This is a genomic window from Faecalibacterium sp. I4-3-84 (genome assembly GCF_023347255.1).
Lineage (GTDB): Bacteria > Bacillota > Clostridia > Oscillospirales > Ruminococcaceae > Faecalibacterium > Faecalibacterium taiwanense.
This window is the reverse complement of the sequence record NZ_CP094466.1, coordinates 468802-487601: the sequence shown is the minus strand read 5'-3', so window position 1 is coordinate 487601 and position 18800 is coordinate 468802. Positions and strand designations below refer to the sequence as shown.

Below are 18800 nucleotides of genomic sequence, written 5' to 3'. Positions count from 1 at the left end.
CCGGTTTTTGTTATCTTACAGCCTGTTTCAGCCGCTCCAGATCATCCGCATCCGGGTGAGAAAGGGCTTTGTCGAAATTCTCGATCATTGCGTCCAGATTGGGCAGATGAAGCGGCTGCTTTTTCGTGTTCTCATATCGCTGACGTACCGACATCGGCATCTTCCCCTGACACATGAAGCTGCCGATCACCGTGTTGCTGCTGTGCAGATCTTTTTGCACGGTTTTCAGGATCTTGTTAAAATATTCTTCGCTGCCGCCAAAACCAGCGGTACCAAACAAAAACACCTGCTTTCCCCGCAGCTGCTTCAAAAAGTCCGAAGAACTCTCATCTGCTTTTCCCTTATCCGTCCAGAAGCCCACATAAAGGGTGTCCGCTTCCATGGCGGCAGGGTTCGGGTTGCCAAAATAACAGCAATCCGCCTGCGGCAGACAGCTGTGCAATGTGTCTGCCAGTAATTCCGTGTTGCCTGTTTTACTGCTGAATACGATTGCGTAACTCATAGCTTCTCCTTTGGAGCCGTTGGCTCTCTGATGTTATTTGGATTCTATAATATTTTCAGATGAAACGCAAGAGATTCGGGCAACTTGCGTAATGAGAATTCCAGTCTGAAGTGCGCAGCAATTGGTCGCGCCCACACAAAACAAGCAAGATGGGAGAAAGCACAATGACTGAGAAGCGTTATCTGAAGTGGTATAATAAAGTCGGCTATGGTTCAGGCGATATTGCGGGCAACGTGCTGAATGCTCATGCAAGTTTCCGTACTTACGCTTCCCGCGAAGAATATCGGACAGGCTCCTCTTCTTTGGCGATGAAGCTGGACGGCATCTGGAAATTCGCCTACGCAAAGAACTACACCAGTGCCATCCCCGGCTTTAAAAAGACGGATGGTTGTCAACCAGCTGATCCGCAGGGTAGACGTTTATCGTGGCTATCAGATCAACATCTCGTTTAACTTCGATCTCACTCCTTACATTGAGGGGGAGTGATACGTCCGCCTGCAAAACAGTCGGGCATCGAACAAGCATTTTCAGAAACAACGAAACAGCAAGAATTGGGGGTTGCCGTCCATGTGCCTGCAAAATCAGGCATTTGGATGATTTTCAGTGCGACCTCCAAGAAAGCAAAAAGAAAAGCACCGTACTTCAAACGAAGTACAGTGCTTTTTTGGTGGAGAATACCGGGATCGAACCGGTGACCTCTTGCATGCCATGCAAGCGCTCTCCCAGCTGAGCTAATCCCCCATAAAATCCAAGAAGCGAACCTCTTGGATGGAGTTTTTTGTTGGGAATTTGATTGTCGCAGGACTATCTGACTGGGGGTGTGTTTTGATACCAACCGGGCTCCCAGCTGAGCTAATCCCCCAGATGTTCGTGCCGTGCCTGACGACAGGAGTAATTATACCAGCGCTTTGCCGGATTGTCAACAGCTTTTTGGGGATTTTCTGCAAAAAAAATTCCCGCCGGGGAAATGCCCTTCCCGGCGGGAAAAATGACTGCGAAAAAACTTACGCTCTTGCGTTCTGCGGGTCGAAGATCTGCGGGGCGACACGGATCAGGATCACCACAAGGACCGTGGTCAGAATGGCTTCGGGCAGCATGTAGGTGGCGTTGTACACGGCACTGTACAGCCAGCACAGACCGTCCACGCTCATGTTGGAGATGCCGGGAAAGCCGATCTCGGTCATCCAGCTGAAAGCGTAGTCGTAGTCCTTCCAGACGATGTAACCGGACAGAAAGCTGCACAAAAAGCGCAGCAGGCACACCACAAAGGCGCTGACACCGACACCCACGGTGCGGCTGCGGAAAGGCTTTGCGATCAGGCAGGCAAAGCCCAGCACCGTGAAGGCCAGAAGGTAGTCCAGCAGCACGCAGCCCACCTGTGCCGTGAGGGTCTGGCAGTATGCCAGATTGCCAAGGCCCTGCACAAGCTGGATCAGGCTGTTGACGAAAGCGGTCATGATGCCCCACTTTGCGCCGTGGCGGTAGCTCATTACCAGAATGGGCACCATGCTGAACAGGGTGATGGAACCGCCGTGGGGCATGAGCGGGATCTGGATCATGCTCAAAACGGTGGACAGGGCGATCATCAGCGCACCCTCCACCAGAATGCGGGTCTTGGAATAGGTTTTGGTCATAGGGATTCCTCTTCTCAGAACAATAGTACACAAAAACAAAGTGCGCCCGCTTTTCAGCAGGCGCACGGGGTTTGTGAAAGAACGGACAGTTCTGCAAACTCCCACGCCGGCATTGTCCGGTCTAGTAAAAGGGTACTCCGCAAAACGCGGATCTCAGCCTTTCGGCGCCCCTGTTTTTATGTCCAAGCAAAAGTATAGCGCATCCGGCGCAAAAGTCAAGCCCCGGCGGAACATATCTGCCCCGGCCTGTGCATAGGCTGTACTATAAGTTCACAATGGGAGGAGTCTGGATATGAAGGGAGACCCCGAACAGAGGGCGGTACAGCTGGGCGAATATATCGCGGCCAACCGGGCCACAGTGCGTGCGGCGGCAGCGGTGTTCGGGTGCAGCAAGTCCACCGTGCACAAGGATGTTGCGGTACGGCTGCGGACGCTGCAGCCGGAGCTGTTCCGGCAGGTGCGGGCGGTTCTGGCCTGCAATAAGGCAGAGCGGCATCTGCGCGGCGGTGCGGCCACCCGGCGCAAATACAGCCGCAGATAAAAGACGGCACACTTCCGAACAAAACGGAAGCTGTGCCGCCTTTTTTAGGTTCAGTCCCGGGTGCGGAACTGGCTCAGTGCGCCTTTTTCCAACCGGCTGACCTGTGCCTGACTGATGCCGATCTCCTGCGCCACCTCCATCTGGGTCTTGCCCTGCAGGTAGCGCAGCTCCATGATCCGCTTTTCCCGCGGGGTCAGCCCGGCCACGGTCTGCCGGAACTGCAGCCCGCTGATCCAGCTGTCCTCGCCGTCCGGGTCCCGCACCTGATCGATCACATACATCGCATCGCCGCCATCGGTGTACACCGGCTCTTCCAGACTGATCGGCTCCATCACCGATTCCAGCGCAGCGGCCACTTCGCGCCGGGCAAGGCCCGCCGCCTGTGCGATCTCGTCCATGGTCGGCTCGCGGCCCAGCTGCTTTTCCAGCGCTTCGCGGCTCTGCATGGCACGGTAGGCGGTATCCCGCAGGCTGCGGCTCACCCGCAGGGCGTTGTTGTCCCGCAGAAAGCGCCGGATCTCCCCAATGATCATGGGCACGCCGTAGGTGGAAAAGCGCACCGGCTGGGCAGGATCAAAGTTATCGATGGCCTTGATCAGGCCGATGCACCCCACCTGAAACAGGTCGTCCAGATTTTCGCCGCGCTGGGCGAACCGCTGCACCACGCTGAGCACCAGCCGCAGGTTGCCTTCCACCATTTGTTCCCGGGCTGCTGCATCACCGGCGTGGGCGCGGGCCAGCAGTTCCCGCTTTTCGGCTTCGGTCAGCACAGGCAGCTTTGCAGTGTTCATGCCGCACAGCTCCACTTTGTTGTACATCCAAACGCCCCCGGTCTGTTTTGATCTTCACCGGGAGTATGGCCCTGCGGGCAAAGCACTATGCACGGGAAAAACTGGGAGCCGTTATTCGTTTTCCAATTGTACTTTTAAGGTATGGATGATCCGTTTTTCCAGCCGGGAAATGTAGCTTTGGCTGATGCCCAGTGCGTCGGCGGCTTCCTTCTGGGTGCGTTCAATGCCGTCCGCCAGACCAAAGCGCAGCTCCATGATCTGCCGTTCCCGCGGGGACAGGCTGTCCACGGCCCGGCGCAGCACGGCGCGCTCCGCATCCTGCTCCAGCCGCTGGCTGATCTGGTTCTCATCACTGCCCAGAATATCAGAAAGCAGCAGCTCGTTGCCGTCGCCATCCACGTTCAGCGGTTCGTCGATGCTGGCTTCCTGACGGCGGTTGGAGCTTTTGCGTAAGTACATCAGAATTTCATTGCCGATGCAGCGGCTGGCGTAGGTGGCCAGCTTGATGCTGCGCTCCGGCGTGAAGGTGTTCACCGCCTTGATCAGCCCGATGGTGCCAATGCTGATCATGTCCTCGGCAGGCACACCGCTGCTTTCGTACTTTTTGGCAAGATACACCACCAGCCGCAGGTTGTGGGTGATCAGGTCGTCCCGGGCAGCGGCATCGCCTGCAGCCATACGGGCCAGCAGGACTTTTTCCTGTTCCGGGGTCAGGGGCGGGGGCAGGCTGGGCGCGCCCGCCAGAAAATGTGCGCCGCCGCAATAGCCCAGCCGTGCAAGGAGCCAACGCCAGAACCGGTGCAGAACATGAAACATGAATACCCCTCCTGTACATCTATAAGTATCGGTCGCATCAAGCGCTTCTCAACGGATGCCCAGCTGTACGGCCAGTTCGCTGCCCAGCAGAGCTGTCCATGGCTGCTGCGCTTCCGGGCGGCAGAATGCGGCCAGAATGCCCGCTGCACTGCCTTTGCTGGTGCGCAGGGCCTTGGCCGGAACGGCAGGCAGCACGCAGTGCCCGGCAATGGTGGTGCAGGGCACCAGCCGCACCCGCAGCTCCGGCGGCGGTGCCGTGCCGCAGGCAAAATAACGGTCCAGAAATGTGCGCAGCTCCTGCGGCAGGGCGCTGCGCACGGCGGGATAATCGACCAGAACCACTGCCTGCCCGGTCAGCGGGTCCTGCACCGAGAAGCCGGTGTCGCAGAAAGCCTGTACGGAGAGGGCTGCACCTTCCAGCTCCAGCACAGCGGCAAAGCAGCGGGTGCCTGCACGGCCAAAGCAGAACAGTACGCCGCGCAGCACGGCAAGCACTGCACCGCAGCACAGTAGCAGCCGGCCCGGAGACAGCGGCAGATAGACGCAGAGATTTGCGCTTTGCACCCCGGGCAGCAGTACGGCTCCGCACAGCAGCAGGTTCAGCAGCAGATACCACGCACACAGCTGCACAAAATTGCGCAGGCCCGGCACGCCGTAAGCCGCAGCTACAGCAGCACAGCAGGTGAATACCTTATAAAGGAAAGCTGCAGGCTCGGGCAGCTCCGGCAGCAGAATGCCCAGCGAAGCTGCTGCCGCTGCCGCACTGCCCGCCATCAGCCGCAGGCCGCTGCACTGCCGCGCACACAAAAGCCCTGCGCCCAAAAGCAGCGCTGCTGCGGCCAGAAAGTTCGTCAGCAGCAGTTCGTCCAGATAGATCACGGTTTTCATACACGATCCCTTTCAAATTCCAGTATCTTCCAATTTTGCAAAAAACCATGTCGCTGTGTGCAAAAAAGCGGCTTCTGTAAGAATTTTGAGACCGGATTTTCACAGTCTATCACATTTTTCACATTTTTTTCAAAAAAGTACTTGAACATTTCTGGAAAGTGTGGTATATTATTGCCATCCTAGTAAGGGACGTAAGCCAAACAAATGGCTTGCAAATATCTTTCTAAATTTGAAGGGAGAAATTCATTATGATGATGCCTGCAAACTTCTCTGCTGTTGCAGAAAACGAGATGACCTATGTTGTTGGTGGTAGCCTGGTTGATGTCCTGGCTCCTGCTATGACCACTGCCAACTGGCAGAACGTCTCTACCAACGTGATCAAGATCGTTGGCAACGCTTTCATCGCTAACAATGCTGGCAAGGCTTTCAACACCCTGTTTGATGGCTACTATGTTCCCGGCGACATTGTTGGCGGCCTGGTCGGCTCTGTAGCATCTGCTTACAAGAAGGGCGCTTCCGCTCTGGCTGGTGAGTGGGCTATGGGCCTGGGCGTTCTGAACGCTGGCATGAGCATCCTGGGCGGCCTGTCCGCTATCTACACCTTGGGCAGCAGCCCCATCGGCCTGGAGACCAAGGGCCAGAACCTGACCTTCAACAAGTACAAGGCAGACGGCAGTCTCGACGCCTAATTTATCTGAATAAGATAGATAGTTTGATTTGACATAGCGTTTGCTGTGTCAGATAAAAAGAGCTAGAGACCCCGCACAAGACGAGCGATCGTTTTGTGCGGGGTCTTTGTTTGCGCAAAAACTGAGCAGGCTGTGGGAAAACGGCGCAGGGATGGAGCAGGATCGGACAATCTCAAAAAATCTCCATTGGCAGACAAACTGCCGAAAAATTTTTCAAAAAATAGTTGACAACTCCCGGATGTGCTGATATAATAAACCACGTCGTCAGGCACGGCACGAACATCTGGGGGATTAGCTCAGCTGGGAGCCCGGTTGGTATCAAAACACACCCCCAGTCAGATAGTCCTGCGACAATTAAATTCCCAACAAAAAACTCCATCCAAGAGGTTCGCTTCTTGGATTTTATGGGGGATTAGCTCAGCTGGGAGAGCGCTTGCATGGCATGCAAGAGGTCAGCGGTTCGATCCCGCTATTCTCCACCAAAAAGCACTGTACTTCGTTTGAAGTACGGTGCTTTTCTTTTTGCTTTCTTGGAGGTCGCACTGAAAATCATCCAAATGCCTGATTTTGCAGGCACATGGACGGCAACCCCCAATTCTTGCTGTTTCGTTGTTTTTGAAAATGCTTGTTCGATGCCCGACTGTTTTGCAGGCAGACGTATCACTCCCCCTCAATGTAAGGAGTTAGATCGAAGTTGAACGAGATGTTGATCTGATAGCCGCGATATACGTCTACCCTGCGGATGAGCTGGCTGACGATCATCTTCTTCGCTTCAAAATTTGCACTGTCGTACAGGTCAGCATAAGAAATCAGTTCATCATACAGCCGCGACACTTTATCCATCAGCTCTGCCGTTTTCTCCAGTTCTTCACTGGCCGCTTCGCAAAGGTTTTCCAGCTCCGTGAGTTTCTCTTCCTGCACTGTAATCATTTCGGCAAGGGTTTCTCTCGGTAACACGCTTTCACCTTTGATGCAAGCTAAAACCTCGGCTTTCAGTGCCAACAGGTCTTTTTCTGCCTTGTTCCGCTGTGTCTGAAGGTCTTGCAGATGATTCTTGCGTTCCGTGTTTTCTTTTTCATAGCGTTTTGTAACAATCTGCTCTTTTGGGATACCCCTCATCTTGGAGAAAATCTGGCGGACCGCCTTATCGATGATCTCATCCAGAATGTGGACAGTGTACCCTGTCTGCCCAGTGCAGTTGGTCTGCTTGCGGAGCTTTCCGTAACAGGTATAGCGAATACGCAGCGTATTGTCTAACGAACCATCTGCCATTTTTCGCCATTTACGGCTGCTGGTCAGTTCCAGCTTTGCACCGCAGTGTCCGCAGTAAGCGTTGCCGGCAAGCAGCGACTTCCCATGGATGTTCAAAGGAAGGCGATTTTCGGCTTCCGCAGTTGAGCGTACAGAACGTTCATTCCGAATGCGTTGTGCGTTTTCAAACTGTTCCTGCGGGACAATCTGCAAATCGGGCATCAATTCTGACCGTGCATCCCCGCAACGGAGAACGCCGGTGTAGGTCAGGTTTTGTACCATCCCCCGAATACTGGATGGGTGCCAGCACTTTCCAGACCTTGCACGATAGCCAGAATTATTCAGATAGGTAGCAATGTGCTGCGGACCATAGCCCTCATAAACATACTTGTCAAAGACGATCCGCACTACGGCAGCTTCCTGTTCGTTGATGTGCAGTTCGTAGAGTTCGTGTTTGCGTTTGTTGATACGCCCACTCCGTACAAGGTCATAGCCATAAGGCGCATTTCCGCCCTTGAAGTGACCTTCTTCCACAAGCTGGCGCAGACTGGTACGGGTACGGACGGAAGTCTTTTCGCTCTCGCCGTCCGCCTGCCAGAAGCGGATGTAGTTCAGCAGTTTGTCAGTGTGGTTGTCGAAACGCTGCTCACCCTCTTGGGTACTCCATACCCGGATGCCGTTCCGTACAAACCATTCCACAACAAAGGGCGTTTCATCTGCGATACGACCGATACGGTCGAACATGAATACCAGCAGGATATCGAACTTGCCCCTTCGGGCATAGTCCTTGATGATCTGTAGCTTGTCGCGGGCGGCGGCCCGGACTTTGTGGCCGGACACGCCTTCTTCCTGTTCTTCATGGACGATGACCCAGCCCTTCGATGCAGCGAATTTATGGCAAGCCTTTCGCTGCATGGGCAGGTCTGCTTCATGGTTGGAGTTGAAATCCACCTGCTTATCGGTGGAAACGCGGTACAAGCAGCACACGCGATTGTTGTTTTTTGTCATTGTAAATTCCTCACTTTCATCATAAAAGTGGGGATAGGCTTTATTTCGTTGTCAAAGAACGTCCGGCAATAGCTCGGTTTGTAATACCGCCCGTTACCGCACTCAGTATAGCGTTTGATTCTGCATTCGTCCATGATGTCAACCTACCTTCTTCGTATAGCTGGTGGCAAGCAGGATGTTCCGAATGCGCTCAAACGCTTCCGGGTTGGGTTCCTTGGAAAAGCTAAAAACGACAGGATAACCGTTGATTACATGATATTGCCGGTCGGCATCACGGTCAGCCGCAGGAAGGTTCTTTGCGACCTGTGAAAATTTATCGATCATAAGATTGTAACTCCTATTATGAATAAGTACTGTTGTCTTAATATGTAACAATGGGCATCTGCGTTGTGCGGATGCCCATTGTCTTTAAGGAGAGATTCCTGTAAATGTCAGAACTTCATCGGTAGCGCATCCTTACGGGATTTGCCGTTGTACGTCGCATAGATGGGGAAAACGTATTTCTTCCATCCGGGCAGCTTTGCCGGGTTGTCCATCCCGGTGCGGTAGATTTCCATGGGATGGACGCTGCGCAGGGCACGGATTAGCCGTTCCTCGCTGAACTCACCGTGATACACTTCCACGAAGTACATCACACCCTTCAGGACTGCGGCACGGAAGGAATCAGGTTTGCCCTCCCATGCGTCCACAATCAGCCGCAGAGCCTCGCAGTAGATTTTCTCGCCCATCTGGTTGTACAGCTTGAGTGCAGTGCCTACGCAGCTGATGCGGTAGTCGCTCAACTGCAAGCTGTCATAATTGAAGTCCAGACCCACCCGGTTGGTGGCTGCGAGGAATGCCATGGAAAGAGCATCCTCGCCCACGACCTTGGCACGGAGCTTGATGCCCGCCGTCAGCGGTGCAGCGTGACCGTTCTGCTCTGCGAAGAACAGGGCTTCCTGCTGCATCGTCAGACCCGTATACACCTTGCAGAGAATCGGGAGGTCTTTGCCACCGTTGCGCAGGATACGCGCTTCAATGGTGTGCTGGCCGTCCGTCACATAATACCGGCCATTGCGGAAGCTGATTTTCGGTTCGTTCGCCGTATATTCATTGAAGTCTCTTGCAATCAGCTCAACGCGCTTACGCTGGATGCCCCGCTGATAAAGCTCGCGCGGGTAGATTAGCTTGCTGCTGTGAATGACCACCATCTGATAAGGAGTGGCCACATTGAAAGATGCGGAAAAGTTGTTGGTGTTGCTCATTCGCATTGCATTTCCTCCCGGATTCTCCAGATGTATTTTTCAGCTTCTGCTAAAATCTCACTGACCTGCTGCTTACGCTTCGGGATGGTGAGCAGGCTGGGATTAAAGGTAAAGCTGTATTCGAGCCGCTGTATCATGGCATGAACAGCGGATTGCAGCTCGGTGTACAGCATCATTTCCTCCACGCTCCCTGCGTCCTCAAAGGACGATTGAATGGGTGTGTATGGATAGACAGGCGGCTTGCCATCCACTACTTCCGGCGGCGCATACGCTGCCGTGGAGCGGATGATGGGCTTGAGCTTCCGAATGCTGCCCAGTGGGTTCAAGGCAAGACTGTTCTTCAAGGCATAATCGAGCCGCTGCATATCTTCCGGGGCGAGATGCCCTAAGTATTTCAAAATGCGGCTTTTGTCGATGGTGAAGATCTGTTCTGCCAGAGCCATAGAGGACATAGACAGCCCTTCGTTTTCCAATAAGCAGTGTGTCGGCTGATTTACTTTCTTTTCCGTATTGCTTGTCAGAGGGACAACGATGAGGGTCGGTGCGTAGGTATTGCCCACATCATTCTGAATGATGACCGCAGGGCGGTCGCCGTGCTGTTCCGAGCCGGTACTTGTGTTTCCGAATTGGACGTAGTAAATGTCTCCGCGCCGGAACTTCCAGTTTTGCTGCAAATGTTCACCTCCATGTTTTGTTATGTACAAAGCCCGCTGCTTTTTCTTGGCAGCGGGCTTCGTTCAATTTATGGCGGCATTCATTTTAATGGGGTGTGTTATCACCTCCCCGTTGACAAAGTGCAGTGCCGGACTTACCGGTGCATAACAACATAGTCATGCCCACGGTTGGTCTGGCAGACCGTGCAGGTGTCCATGCTCTTGTCAGGGCTGGGCACGAGCGCAATTTTGAAAGCCTTAGCTTCCACGAAGTGCCGGAGGCAGGTCGCGCAGAGGGTTCGGATGGATTTGACCATTTCCGGGGTCAGCTCCATTTCCTCGTAGATCTCCTGCTCCCGCACGGTAGGATTCAATTCATCCATAGAGATGTCCTCCTATGTCGGGTAGTTGTTTTGCGGATAGATATGGATAAGTAAAAGTAACAGGAGTTGTCGGAGACCGAAAACGGCATCCGACTGCTCCTGCTTTATTGCAAACCAACGTGTTATTCGTTGGGGAATCGTGTTGGGATTGCAGATCACTGCTCTGCCGATTTGGCAGTGCGATGAAAATATGAATAAAGTTCTCTCATATTCGCCCTCGGCTCCCTGAGAGTGGGGAATCATCTGGCGACGGGCTTGTACCGTTCCATTGGCATCTCAGCCACCCCGTCTACTTTCTGACCGGGCCGCGAATTACGGAAGTATCATTGTTCTGAGTACCAGACGACTGAACTATTCAGCTTTCAAGGTTCGTGAGTGTGGACATATAACCAGCGGCGGTAGCCGTCCGGGAAATTGTCCCCTCACTTACTAGCTCACGAGAAAGCTCAATCCATAGCATCAAATTCAAAGTTTTTCAAAAATTTAGTAATTCGTTTGATTTTGATGCTAATTGTAGGCTGGGAGCAGCGTAAAACTTTAGAAATTTCAGTAACAGTGTAGCCGTCATAGGCATATAAGGTCAGAATTTTCAAATCCTCCTCTTTCAATTTCTCAAGGGCAGAGAGCAAGCGTTCATCTTCAATTTCGCCGATCCATGTAAAACGACTTTTGGTCTCCCTGTATGTGTCGGCCATCAAAATAGCTTCTTCATAGCGGTCGTTACTATGGGTGTCCTCCGTGTCTGCATCATTAAAGGCGAGGTATTTTGAATGTCGATAGTACCGCTGTTCGGAGTTGACCACTTGAACATCAAAGTTGTACATCTCTTGAATTGCTTCCTCTGACATTCCTGCTTCCCGGTACTGGATACGCAGTTTCTTCCACCTGTTTTCCAGACGTACACGCTCCGAGCCATTATTGAATTTCATGTAAACCTCCAAATTTTCGATAAAGCGTAAAAAGTCGAAATTTGGAGATTCTAGGGATACTTTGCGGCCAGTTCCAGCCACGAAAAGAGGGCAAAAAGAAACATGAAGTGTCCTTTCCGCTGGATGCGGAGGATGAGGACACTTCACTGCGGGACAGTTTGCGGGCTTTTCTAGGCAACAAAAAAGAGATGCACTAAAGAAAAGGGTACCGATACCTTTCCATCCGAAAATGGAAAGCAGTATAAGTATCCTCGGCCTTTAATGCATCTCAGGCTTCGATATGTTTTTGTTCTGGCGCATCGAAGCCCGTAAAAAGAAAACCGCCGTGCGATCAGCTTTTGCAGGGCATCGATTCGTGCCCTGTAAGCATATCACACGACGGTGTTATGAAAGTCATCTGGCGGTGTTATGAAAGTGTTATGGAGCCGTTTTTGCCCCTTTCTGAAGAATTTTAGGTGTTATGAAAGTCACATGAAGGTGTTACGAAAGTGTTATAGGAATTATTCTCACCGATTGACTCCAAATGCAAGGATTTCTTCGTATTCTTCCGTGGTAAGATGTTCCTTTGCTGCGGCCAGTTCATTGGTTGCAAGTTCATTCATTCCCTGCGCTTTCAGGGAGCGAATCAGCCAGCAGTATGCTTTCGGATTATCCGGAGCGATGGCCAGAGACTTCATGGCGTACTGATTGAGCAGGTCATAAGAACGCAGCGAATCCAGCTGCTTCAGCAGTTCACTGACAGCACTCATATAGGAAAGATGGTATTTTGTGGCAAACTGAATGAGCCAATGTTCTCCGTCTGCGGAGGACAAGACCCTTCCATGGTAGAGGTCAAGAGCATTTTTAAGGATGTCCACTTTGTTGATTACGGAGGACGCTCTGACAGCGGAAGATACAAGTTCATCAAAACGCTGATAATCCGTCATAATATGGAGTTCCGGGTTAAGCTGATATCCGGATGCGGAGGATAAAACCAATGGTTCATCCGAAATAATACTGAACTTCTGGCGTAAACGGTAAACCAGCCCTTTGACGTTCTTGGCGGGATTGTCTGAATCATCCGGCCAGAGTGTTTGCGTGATCTCCTGCGGAGAAATAGCATTTTTGCGGGAGATCAGCAGATACGAAATCAGTCGGCTGATTCTCGGAGAATTAAAATCGGCTTCTTTCAGAACGCCTTTGGACGTACTGATGCTCAGTTCGCCAAACAGACTGACATAGATGTCCTTGCTGCTTTGAATCGAAGTAGGAATATACGCCATTTGGAGCCGATTCAGCATTTTCTGTTCGTTGTACGATGCAAGCAGCACATAGGCCAGAATCCGCAGCATACTGGTCTGCTGGATGTACCGTTTGGGATTGCGGACGGCGAGCAGCGCGACCGGGCGCGGTTCCAGAGAAACGGCAATGACAGACCGTATGCCAAGCCGCTGGTACAGGTCGTACTCCGCAGGATAGGTTTCTTTTGTCGCCTCGGCATCCGGAACGACCATCGGAATACCCTTACGGACAGCCTGTACCCACCGATCCAGAAATTCAGCGGATTCATATTCTTCGGTCAAAAGCATTGTTTTGTCCGTTGCACCCGTGTTGAACCACCAGAAAGGTGTCCACAAGTTCAGATCAAGATCAACCTGAATCAACCCACACCAGTCAGCATCGTAGAATTGACAGGTAGCTTTCAGCACCTGCTGGGCAACTTCTTTCGGGGAAAGACGCCGGTAATACAATTGCGATTCTAGGTCGTTCATACTGTTATCAAAATCAATTGCACGTTGAATATCTCCAAAGCTCCGTTCTTCGTACTCATGATCAGACTGACGCATAAAATCTCACCTCGTATCAAATAAAAAAGCACAGCATCAGGGCTTCACTCGCTCTGTACGGTGAATCCCTATGCTGTGCTGGTATCAATCATGCAACCGCAAGAGCTGAACAAAGCTACATCATACGATTGTTTTATGAAGTACACACTTACTTCGATTCTTACTATATCACAAAAATTTTACAGCTGCCCAAAATGCAGTGAATGCCATATTTTTTGCAGTGAGATGGATATTGTCATATCAAACCATTGTAAGTATCAATTGGCACCTTCTCCTGCAAGAAGCAAAAACAACTCATGCGGATAAACGATATTGCTGATGGCTTCATGAGACTGTTGCAAAATATAATAGCTCCTTGTACAAAGAAATAGTGCAAAACAAGAAACCCGGAACTCTTTTTGAACCGTTTTGGATCCGAAAGAGTTCCGGGTTTTGAGCGTTATTTTTCCAAAGAGCTATTTTGCAACAGCCCCGTAATTGTGAAGACCAAGAAAATATTTGCTGAATCCGCACTTTAAAACTTGGAAGTTAAATGTTGTTATCGTTATTTACTTTTCCTTGTTTATCGATTTTGCAAGTTGAAAGTTGAAGAACTAAAATGTTTAACCTCAAATCTTTTTCATGAGCTCGATCGCCGACTGTATATCGGATTTTTTCACATAAACAGAATAAGTTATCTTCGGTTTTTGATTACTCATATTTCCTAAATGTGCAGAGTCAAAAATATTATAGACCGACATAACACGAGGCTTTAATTGATAAGCAATTTTATTCTTAGACAACAGTTCCCCGATTCTGTTTGCCCTTTCATAATTCAACGAAGAGGATATTTTTTTGAATTCAAACAACAAAATACTTTGCTCCCTCGATTAATTATTTTGTGGCTGTCACAAACACCTCAATAGTATGCGAACTCATACCAGTTACAGATACTGTCGCAGTCGAGTACGCTCTTGCGCCACTCATTGCATCAGACGAAGCAGGATACCATGTCACCCATGGCCAGCCGGTTGTGTAGGAAAAAGAATTTGATGTTGGTTTTTGATGCGCACTATGACCACTGCTGAGAGGACCACCATCACCATAATCAACAGATCGGTTACTTATTTGAATTTGAGAATTATCGGGTATCCATGAACCGCTAACATTGGTCACTTGTATTTTATCACTAGAACGATTATAAGTGATTTTAATGGTTGCCTTAACATCTGTTTCGGAAATAGATGTATCCGAATAACAAGGTTGAATCTCGCTATTAGAAATCTTAAAGTATACTGTTGCTTTTTCAGTAAAACATTGTGAGGAATCGCTAGTTTTTTTTATGGAGCTTTCTGCCAAATTAATAGGCACGAAGGATTTTTCACCAGTATCAGTATTGGTTAGTACTGCCGTCGCATGCCACTGCGCAGGAGAATTGCTATGTACAGGAGCAGCAAATGAAACCAATCCTGCAGCAAATAAAACAAACGTGGAAAGAACCAAAGCAACAAAACGTTTCATTTTCTTACCTCTAAATTATGAAAAATCAAATATTTGAGTGTCTACATCTTCTTACCTTTCTGCATTGGTGTCACCTCAATCCATTAAAATGTATAACTGTACTATAACACACAAGGAGACAAAATTGAGAGATTTGCCGTAAAAGCCATAGTTTCTGCGGTGAGATGGCTATTCATATCAGCTGGATACAAGAATCGAAAAAGTTTAATAATTTTAAGACCCTCTACTTGGTCTTAGGAGTATTATAGCGATTTTCAAATATAGTGCACGGTACTTTACCTTTTCGCAAAAAGTGGCATAACAAAAGCAAAGAAGGTGGATGTTATGCTACGTAATGAAGCAAGAAAGTTGATTCTGGAGACATACGATAGAGGTATCAGTGTAAAAGAACTGGCAGAATGCTTTTCTGTAAACACCAGTTCGATCTACCGATTGCTGAAGCGCAGAAGAGAAACCGGCAGCTATGAAACGCAGACAAATCTCCGTGGATGTAAGCCCAAAATTACAGAAACAGAGGGTCAGAACATCCTGAATCTTCTGAATGCCCAGCTGGATATCACCTGTCTGGAAATCATTCAGACGTTGAATCTTCCAGCCAGCATTGATACTGTCTGGAGGTTTTTACAAAAGCAGGGCTGCCGCCGCAAAAAGAAATCCCTTCACGCTGCCGAACAGGAGCGTCCCCGATGTGGCGAAGAAGCGGAAAGACTGGAACGGCCTTATTATCTGGGTACAAAAGCAATGATCTTGTCTTTCTGGATGAAAGCGGTTGCAACACGGACATGACCAGACACTACGCCTATGCTTTGGGCGGAAACAGAGCAGTCGATTCTGCACCACTGTGCAAGCCGAAGAATACAACGATTCTTTCTTCAATTCAGGCAAACAGAATCTACCACTATACCACATTTCCCAGTGGAACTACCGTTGCCCGTTTTAAGGATTATCTTGAAAACGATTTGATTCCATATTTGAGCAAAACTTCGGTTCTGGTCATGGATAACATGAAATCTCACCATGCAAAGGCAGTCAAAGAACTTCTGGATAAATCCGGCATACACTGTCTTTACCTGCCACCGTACAGCCCTGATTTGAACCCGATTGAGAAACTCTGGTCGAAGGTCAAAGCTATCCTCCGCAAACTCAAAGCACGGACAGCCGATGCTCTGCCGGATGTCTTCCAGACTGCTTTTGCGCATATTTCGCAATCCGACTGTGCCGGATGGTTTCGTTCTTGCAACTACTCGCTTTAATTTTGAAAATTGCTATAATACGAAAAAAGTGCAGCAGTCACAAACCGCTACACTTTTCGTTTGGTTACTCCATCCCAAGAAGCCATGTGGGAGTAACTTTCAAAATTTTTGATAATTCGCGAATTTCGTAATCGGTAACAAATCGTGTTCCAATTTCGATACGGCTTATAGAATCGCGTTCCACGTCAACGCCTACAAGTTTAAGCTGAACAGCAAGATTTGTTTGTGTCAGATGGAGCCGTGTTCGTGCTTCTCGTATCCGTTCCCCACTAATGTTCTTCTTGCCGGCATAATCATATATCTTCATGCACCAATCCCACTTTATGCTAATAATCAGCATTTTTCTTGACTTTAACACATGAATGCTTGATAATTGTGCTAAAGATGCGAATTGCAAAAATAATGTTGACAATATGGAGGTTTTCGCGGTATGGTTAATCAATATAAGAGAAAGATACGGAGGTTCGATTGTGCCGTGAAGATTGTAATTCTTGACGATGAGTTGGAATTTTCTAAAATACTAGACAAGAAAATAAAGGAGTACTGCGCTAGAAAAGATCTTTTATATGATTGCCAAATTTTTTCCTCTAGCAAAAATCTACTTGAAGATGATTTATCATCTATACAGGTGGCCTTTCTTGACATTGATATGCCGGAAATTAACGGACTAGATGTTGCAAAGGTACTCCATCAACGATATCCAGAGATGATATTAGTATTTGTGACATCCTTTATTAAGTATGCACCTTCAGGATATAAGGTGAACGCTTTTCGATATCTTCTCAAAACACAATTAGATGAAGAACTTTCTGATTGTATGGATGATCTGCAAGAAAAACTATATGATAATAACCGCACTATTCAAATTCGACAAAGGGACCGAATCCTGCCTTTAGCTATAAAAAATATTCTCTACTTTGAGGGAACTTCTCAGCGAAGAGTACAGGTCTTTCTGTTGAATGGTGAAACCATAGAATGTCTTGGAAAATTAGAAGACTATGATAATTTCCTTTCCGACCAAGGCTTTATTCGGTTGCAAAAAAGCTTCTTGGTGAATATGCATTATATTGATAAGATAGCTAGCTACAGTGCGCAGCTTCGAAATAGTACAACGATTAGAGTTTCAGAAAAAAATTATAAAGAAATCTGTAGAAAATTCTTGCTTTGGAAGGGAACAAACCTATGAATAGACTTCTTCTGTTGTTGAGCAATACATTATTGGTACTACTTGAAGTGATTGTGCTAACTTTTTTTGCTTCAGTTTTTTTCAAGAAAAATCTATCAACAGTAAAGTTCCTGATTTCAATTATTTTGTTGGCGGTTTTTAATATTGCTGCCCTTGCACTACTTGATAAGTATTTTTGGCTCAAAGCATTTGTATTAATCATAGTGGATGCTATATGGTTGAAAATTTCTTATATAGACACCATCATACAAAGTATCGGAATCGCCGTTGGATTTTATTCATTTGTAAGCATATGGGATGTTCTAGTCCTTTTAGCTATTTCATTTCTATCCAAGAGAGAATTTTCCTCATACATGGAAAATCCAGTAGAGTATTACTTAATATGTTATGGAGTAAAATGCGTGGAACTTTTAATTGTTGCTATAATCGGGTTACTCGCAAAAAAGCGATTTCAATTCAAAAACACTATTTGGCATGATTGGCTTCGAGCAATGCTATTTCCACTAACTACAACCTTCTGTTCTGTAATGCTTTTTCAAATTTATGAAATTGAATCCAATGCTGGAACAGAGTTGCTCCTTTGCGAAATCGTTCTTTTATTCTTTGATGTAATGGCAATATGGGTACTCGATTATATGGATCAACAACAAGCTGCATTGCAGGATAATATCATCTTAAAACGTAGTATCAAGCAGGAAAAAGAGAGCATGGAGGCATTAGTGGAGGCCTATTCTGACCAGCGAAAAAAGACGCATGATTTTCAAAATCAATTAGCTATAATTTATGGATTGGCACAACAAGAATCACCAGATAGTCAAGTTCTAAAATATGTAAGGCCATTACTAAAAAAAGAAATGCTTCCAACATTGATTACCAAGACAGGACGCAATGTAGTAGATATTTTGTTGACTCAAAAATATTCTATTGCTGTCAAAAATCAAATTTCATTTCAACTACAGCTTGGGGATCTCACTACTTTTCCATTATCAGATGAAGAATTAATAGTTGTCCTTTCTAACCTTTTAGACAACGCTTTAAATGCCTGTATGGATATTTCGAATTTTGAAGAAAGAAGAATACTGTTGAAGATGAGAACGAAAGAAGCTGCAGGATTCTTATATCTTGAAAATCGTACAGCGCATAATGTAGAAATTCTTGATAACAAAATAGTGATTTCTAAAACCACATCAATTGAACATGGTTACGGTTTGAAAAATGTCACAGCTATTTTAGATAATATAGGGGCTCTCTATGTTTTTGATTATAGTTCACAGAAGCAACTTTTCTCTTTTTCTGCACAACTCCCAATCAGTCGTTAGTTAAATTGTCAAATCCCGCCTGTTATTTGCCTAAAGCATCGGACAGGTGGGATTTTTTTGTTAGCTTGAGAGATTTGAAACCACGAGTTAAGCAGGCAGAGGTTTTACTAATAAAATACATTTCTAAGGCTCACTCAAACCATTAGTTTTAACATCCTACAATTGACAATGCCCGTTTCACCGCACGATCTATGGCTTGTGCTGCATTTTTAATTTTTTTGCTCCTTATGAGCCGTACAATCGAGTATTCTGTTCGTATTATGACGGAGAATTTCATCATATTACAAGTGAAATTTTGGGGAACTTCAACTACGGATATACCGGCTCTTTTTTTGACTTAACAACTTTACATATGGGAAGTTTTGCAGCGGCAGGATTTTCAACAAC

21 protein-coding genes and 2 tRNA genes are annotated in these 18800 nt (G+C 48.0%); 8 read left to right on the top strand and 15 right to left on the bottom strand.

Annotated elements, in window-relative coordinates; all coding sequences use genetic code 11:
• Window positions 1–10: 10 nt before the first annotated feature.
• Complete coding sequence (gene bilS, locus MTP41_RS02345; RefSeq protein WP_249236105.1) at window positions 11–502, bottom strand: flavodoxin family protein BilS; 492 nt, start codon at window positions 500–502, stop codon at window positions 11–13.
• 164 nt (window positions 503–666) lie between these two features.
• Between bilS and MTP41_RS02340 the strand changes: the two genes are divergently transcribed.
• Entirely contained in the window at window positions 667–954 is a 288-nt protein-coding gene (locus MTP41_RS02340) for a hypothetical protein (protein WP_249236579.1), read from the top strand.
• A gap of 213 nt (window positions 955–1167) precedes the next feature.
• On the opposite strand, the gene MTP41_RS02335 is transcribed toward MTP41_RS02340, so the two are convergent.
• Window positions 1168–1243 (bottom strand) — tRNA-Ala (locus MTP41_RS02335).
• A 263-nt stretch (window positions 1244–1506) separates the two neighbouring features.
• Window positions 1507–2136: an energy-coupled thiamine transporter ThiT gene (locus tag MTP41_RS02330; protein WP_097775318.1), complete on the bottom strand. Its 630-nt coding sequence runs from the start codon at window positions 2134–2136 to the stop codon at window positions 1507–1509.
• A 292-nt stretch (window positions 2137–2428) separates the two neighbouring features.
• On the opposite strand from MTP41_RS02330, the gene MTP41_RS02325 reads away from it, so the two are divergent.
• Complete coding sequence (locus MTP41_RS02325) at window positions 2429–2677, top strand: sporulation transcriptional regulator SpoIIID (protein WP_005945675.1); 249 nt, start codon at window positions 2429–2431, stop codon at window positions 2675–2677.
• 50 nt (window positions 2678–2727) lie between these two features.
• On the opposite strand, the gene sigG is transcribed toward MTP41_RS02325, so the two are convergent.
• From sigG to MTP41_RS02310, 3 genes are all read right to left on the bottom strand, one after another.
• Window positions 2728–3495, bottom strand: coding sequence for an RNA polymerase sporulation sigma factor SigG (gene sigG / locus MTP41_RS02320; RefSeq protein ID WP_118526125.1), 768 nt, complete (start codon window positions 3493–3495; stop codon window positions 2728–2730).
• 84 nt (window positions 3496–3579) lie between these two features.
• The gene (locus MTP41_RS02315; RefSeq protein ID WP_118526123.1) at window positions 3580–4284 is read right to left on the bottom strand and encodes a sigma-70 family RNA polymerase sigma factor; all 705 of its coding nucleotides are present in this window, start codon (window positions 4282–4284) and stop codon (window positions 3580–3582) included.
• A gap of 48 nt (window positions 4285–4332) precedes the next feature.
• Complete coding sequence (locus tag MTP41_RS02310) at window positions 4333–5172, bottom strand: sigma-E processing peptidase SpoIIGA (protein ID WP_097777563.1); 840 nt, start codon at window positions 5170–5172, stop codon at window positions 4333–4335.
• A 248-nt stretch (window positions 5173–5420) separates the two neighbouring features.
• Here MTP41_RS02310 and MTP41_RS02305 point away from each other — a divergent pair, with 248 nt between their 5' ends.
• Together MTP41_RS02305 and MTP41_RS02300 are read left to right on the top strand one after the other, a co-directional pair.
• Window positions 5421–5861: a hypothetical protein gene (locus tag MTP41_RS02305; protein WP_249236104.1), complete on the top strand. Its 441-nt coding sequence runs from the start codon at window positions 5421–5423 to the stop codon at window positions 5859–5861.
• Between the two features lie 406 nt (window positions 5862–6267).
• Window positions 6268–6343, top strand: a tRNA-Ala gene (locus MTP41_RS02300).
• Between the two features lie 178 nt (window positions 6344–6521).
• Here the strand turns inward: MTP41_RS02300 and MTP41_RS02295 are convergent.
• The 8 genes from MTP41_RS02295 to MTP41_RS02260 form a co-directional block, all read right to left on the bottom strand.
• Window positions 6522–8120, bottom strand: a complete 1599-nt coding sequence (locus MTP41_RS02295) for a recombinase family protein (protein ID WP_249236103.1) — start codon at window positions 8118–8120, stop codon at window positions 6522–6524.
• 138 nt (window positions 8121–8258) lie between these two features.
• Window positions 8259–8444 (bottom strand): hypothetical protein, encoded by a 186-nt coding sequence (locus MTP41_RS02290; RefSeq protein WP_249236102.1) that lies wholly within the window; start codon window positions 8442–8444, stop codon window positions 8259–8261.
• 107 nt (window positions 8445–8551) lie between these two features.
• Window positions 8552–9370, bottom strand: a complete 819-nt coding sequence (locus MTP41_RS02285; RefSeq protein ID WP_249236101.1) for a DUF6551 family protein — start codon at window positions 9368–9370, stop codon at window positions 8552–8554.
• On the bottom strand, window positions 9361–10038 hold the full coding sequence (locus MTP41_RS02280) for a type II toxin-antitoxin system PemK/MazF family toxin (RefSeq protein ID WP_249236100.1): 678 nt from the start codon (window positions 10036–10038) through the stop codon (window positions 9361–9363). Before MTP41_RS02280 ends, MTP41_RS02285 begins: the two co-directional genes overlap by 10 nt.
• A 134-nt stretch (window positions 10039–10172) precedes the next feature.
• A complete protein-coding gene (locus tag MTP41_RS02275; RefSeq protein WP_249236099.1) occupies window positions 10173–10400 on the bottom strand; it encodes a hypothetical protein in 228 nt (75 codons plus the stop codon).
• Between the two features lie 446 nt (window positions 10401–10846).
• Window positions 10847–11329 carry a sigma-70 family RNA polymerase sigma factor gene (locus MTP41_RS02270; protein WP_249236098.1) on the bottom strand — a complete coding sequence of 161 codons (483 nt, stop codon included), beginning with the start codon at window positions 11327–11329 and terminating at the stop codon, window positions 10847–10849.
• 506 nt (window positions 11330–11835) lie between these two features.
• Window positions 11836–13155 carry a BTAD domain-containing putative transcriptional regulator gene (locus MTP41_RS02265; RefSeq protein ID WP_242957143.1) on the bottom strand — a complete coding sequence of 440 codons (1320 nt, stop codon included), beginning with the start codon at window positions 13153–13155 and terminating at the stop codon, window positions 11836–11838.
• Between the two features lie 873 nt (window positions 13156–14028).
• Window positions 14029–14655 carry a hypothetical protein gene (locus MTP41_RS02260; RefSeq protein ID WP_143405737.1) on the bottom strand — a complete coding sequence of 209 codons (627 nt, stop codon included), beginning with the start codon at window positions 14653–14655 and terminating at the stop codon, window positions 14029–14031.
• A 324-nt stretch (window positions 14656–14979) separates the two neighbouring features.
• Between MTP41_RS02260 and MTP41_RS02255 the strand changes: the two genes are divergently transcribed.
• Both MTP41_RS02255 and MTP41_RS02250 read left to right on the top strand, forming a co-directional pair.
• Window positions 14980–15441, top strand: a complete 462-nt coding sequence (locus MTP41_RS02255) for a transcriptional regulator (RefSeq protein ID WP_249236097.1) — start codon at window positions 14980–14982, stop codon at window positions 15439–15441.
• Window positions 15438–15908 carry a transposase gene (locus tag MTP41_RS02250; protein ID WP_249236096.1) on the top strand — a complete coding sequence of 157 codons (471 nt, stop codon included), beginning with the start codon at window positions 15438–15440 and terminating at the stop codon, window positions 15906–15908. The genes MTP41_RS02255 and MTP41_RS02250 overlap by 4 nt, the downstream gene beginning before the upstream one ends.
• A gap of 64 nt (window positions 15909–15972) precedes the next feature.
• Here the strand turns inward: MTP41_RS02250 and MTP41_RS02245 are convergent, their stop codons facing one another.
• Window positions 15973–16215 (bottom strand): helix-turn-helix domain-containing protein, encoded by a 243-nt coding sequence (locus MTP41_RS02245; protein ID WP_097772709.1) that lies wholly within the window; start codon window positions 16213–16215, stop codon window positions 15973–15975.
• Window positions 16216–16383: 168 nt separating this feature from the next.
• Here MTP41_RS02245 and MTP41_RS02240 point away from each other — a divergent pair, with 168 nt between their 5' ends.
• Together MTP41_RS02240 and MTP41_RS02235 are read left to right on the top strand one after the other, a co-directional pair.
• Window positions 16384–17094 carry a LytR/AlgR family response regulator transcription factor gene (locus MTP41_RS02240; protein WP_179859118.1) on the top strand — a complete coding sequence of 237 codons (711 nt, stop codon included), beginning with the start codon at window positions 16384–16386 and terminating at the stop codon, window positions 17092–17094.
• Window positions 17091–18413, top strand: a complete 1323-nt coding sequence (locus tag MTP41_RS02235; protein ID WP_249236095.1) for a sensor histidine kinase — start codon at window positions 17091–17093, stop codon at window positions 18411–18413. The genes MTP41_RS02240 and MTP41_RS02235 overlap by 4 nt, the downstream gene beginning before the upstream one ends.
• Window positions 18414–18800 lie beyond the last annotated feature (387 nt).

Excerpts from the sequence above, each read along its gene's own strand:
- MTP41_RS02245 (WP_097772709.1), bottom strand. The coding sequence starts at position 16,215 with ATGAAGATATATGATTATGCCGGCAAGAAGAACATTAGTGGGGAACGG.
- MTP41_RS02325 (WP_005945675.1), top strand. The coding sequence starts at position 2,429 with ATGAAGGGAGACCCCGAACAGAGGGCGGTACAGCTGGGCGAATATATC.
- MTP41_RS02285 (WP_249236101.1), bottom strand. The coding sequence starts at position 9,370 with ATGCGAATGAGCAACACCAACAACTTTTCCGCATCTTTCAATGTGGCC.
- sigG (WP_118526125.1), bottom strand. The coding sequence starts at position 3,495 with ATGTACAACAAAGTGGAGCTGTGCGGCATGAACACTGCAAAGCTGCCT.
- MTP41_RS02275 (WP_249236099.1), bottom strand. The coding sequence starts at position 10,400 with ATGGATGAATTGAATCCTACCGTGCGGGAGCAGGAGATCTACGAGGAA.
- MTP41_RS02330 (WP_097775318.1), bottom strand. The coding sequence starts at position 2,136 with ATGACCAAAACCTATTCCAAGACCCGCATTCTGGTGGAGGGTGCGCTG.
- MTP41_RS02235 (WP_249236095.1), top strand. The coding sequence starts at position 17,091 with ATGAATAGACTTCTTCTGTTGTTGAGCAATACATTATTGGTACTACTT.
- MTP41_RS02255 (WP_249236097.1), top strand. The coding sequence starts at position 14,980 with ATGCTACGTAATGAAGCAAGAAAGTTGATTCTGGAGACATACGATAGA.
- MTP41_RS02250 (WP_249236096.1), top strand. The coding sequence starts at position 15,438 with ATGACCAGACACTACGCCTATGCTTTGGGCGGAAACAGAGCAGTCGAT.
- MTP41_RS02315 (WP_118526123.1), bottom strand. The coding sequence starts at position 4,284 with ATGTTTCATGTTCTGCACCGGTTCTGGCGTTGGCTCCTTGCACGGCTG.
- MTP41_RS02260 (WP_143405737.1), bottom strand. The coding sequence starts at position 14,655 with ATGAAACGTTTTGTTGCTTTGGTTCTTTCCACGTTTGTTTTATTTGCT.
- MTP41_RS02310 (WP_097777563.1), bottom strand. The coding sequence starts at position 5,172 with ATGAAAACCGTGATCTATCTGGACGAACTGCTGCTGACGAACTTTCTG.
- bilS (WP_249236105.1), bottom strand. The coding sequence starts at position 502 with ATGAGTTACGCAATCGTATTCAGCAGTAAAACAGGCAACACGGAATTA.
- MTP41_RS02270 (WP_249236098.1), bottom strand. The coding sequence starts at position 11,329 with ATGAAATTCAATAATGGCTCGGAGCGTGTACGTCTGGAAAACAGGTGG.
- MTP41_RS02305 (WP_249236104.1), top strand. The coding sequence starts at position 5,421 with ATGATGATGCCTGCAAACTTCTCTGCTGTTGCAGAAAACGAGATGACC.
- MTP41_RS02340 (WP_249236579.1), top strand. The coding sequence starts at position 667 with ATGACTGAGAAGCGTTATCTGAAGTGGTATAATAAAGTCGGCTATGGT.
- MTP41_RS02265 (WP_242957143.1), bottom strand. The coding sequence starts at position 13,155 with ATGCGTCAGTCTGATCATGAGTACGAAGAACGGAGCTTTGGAGATATT.
- MTP41_RS02290 (WP_249236102.1), bottom strand. The coding sequence starts at position 8,444 with ATGATCGATAAATTTTCACAGGTCGCAAAGAACCTTCCTGCGGCTGAC.
- MTP41_RS02295 (WP_249236103.1), bottom strand. The coding sequence starts at position 8,120 with ATGACAAAAAACAACAATCGCGTGTGCTGCTTGTACCGCGTTTCCACC.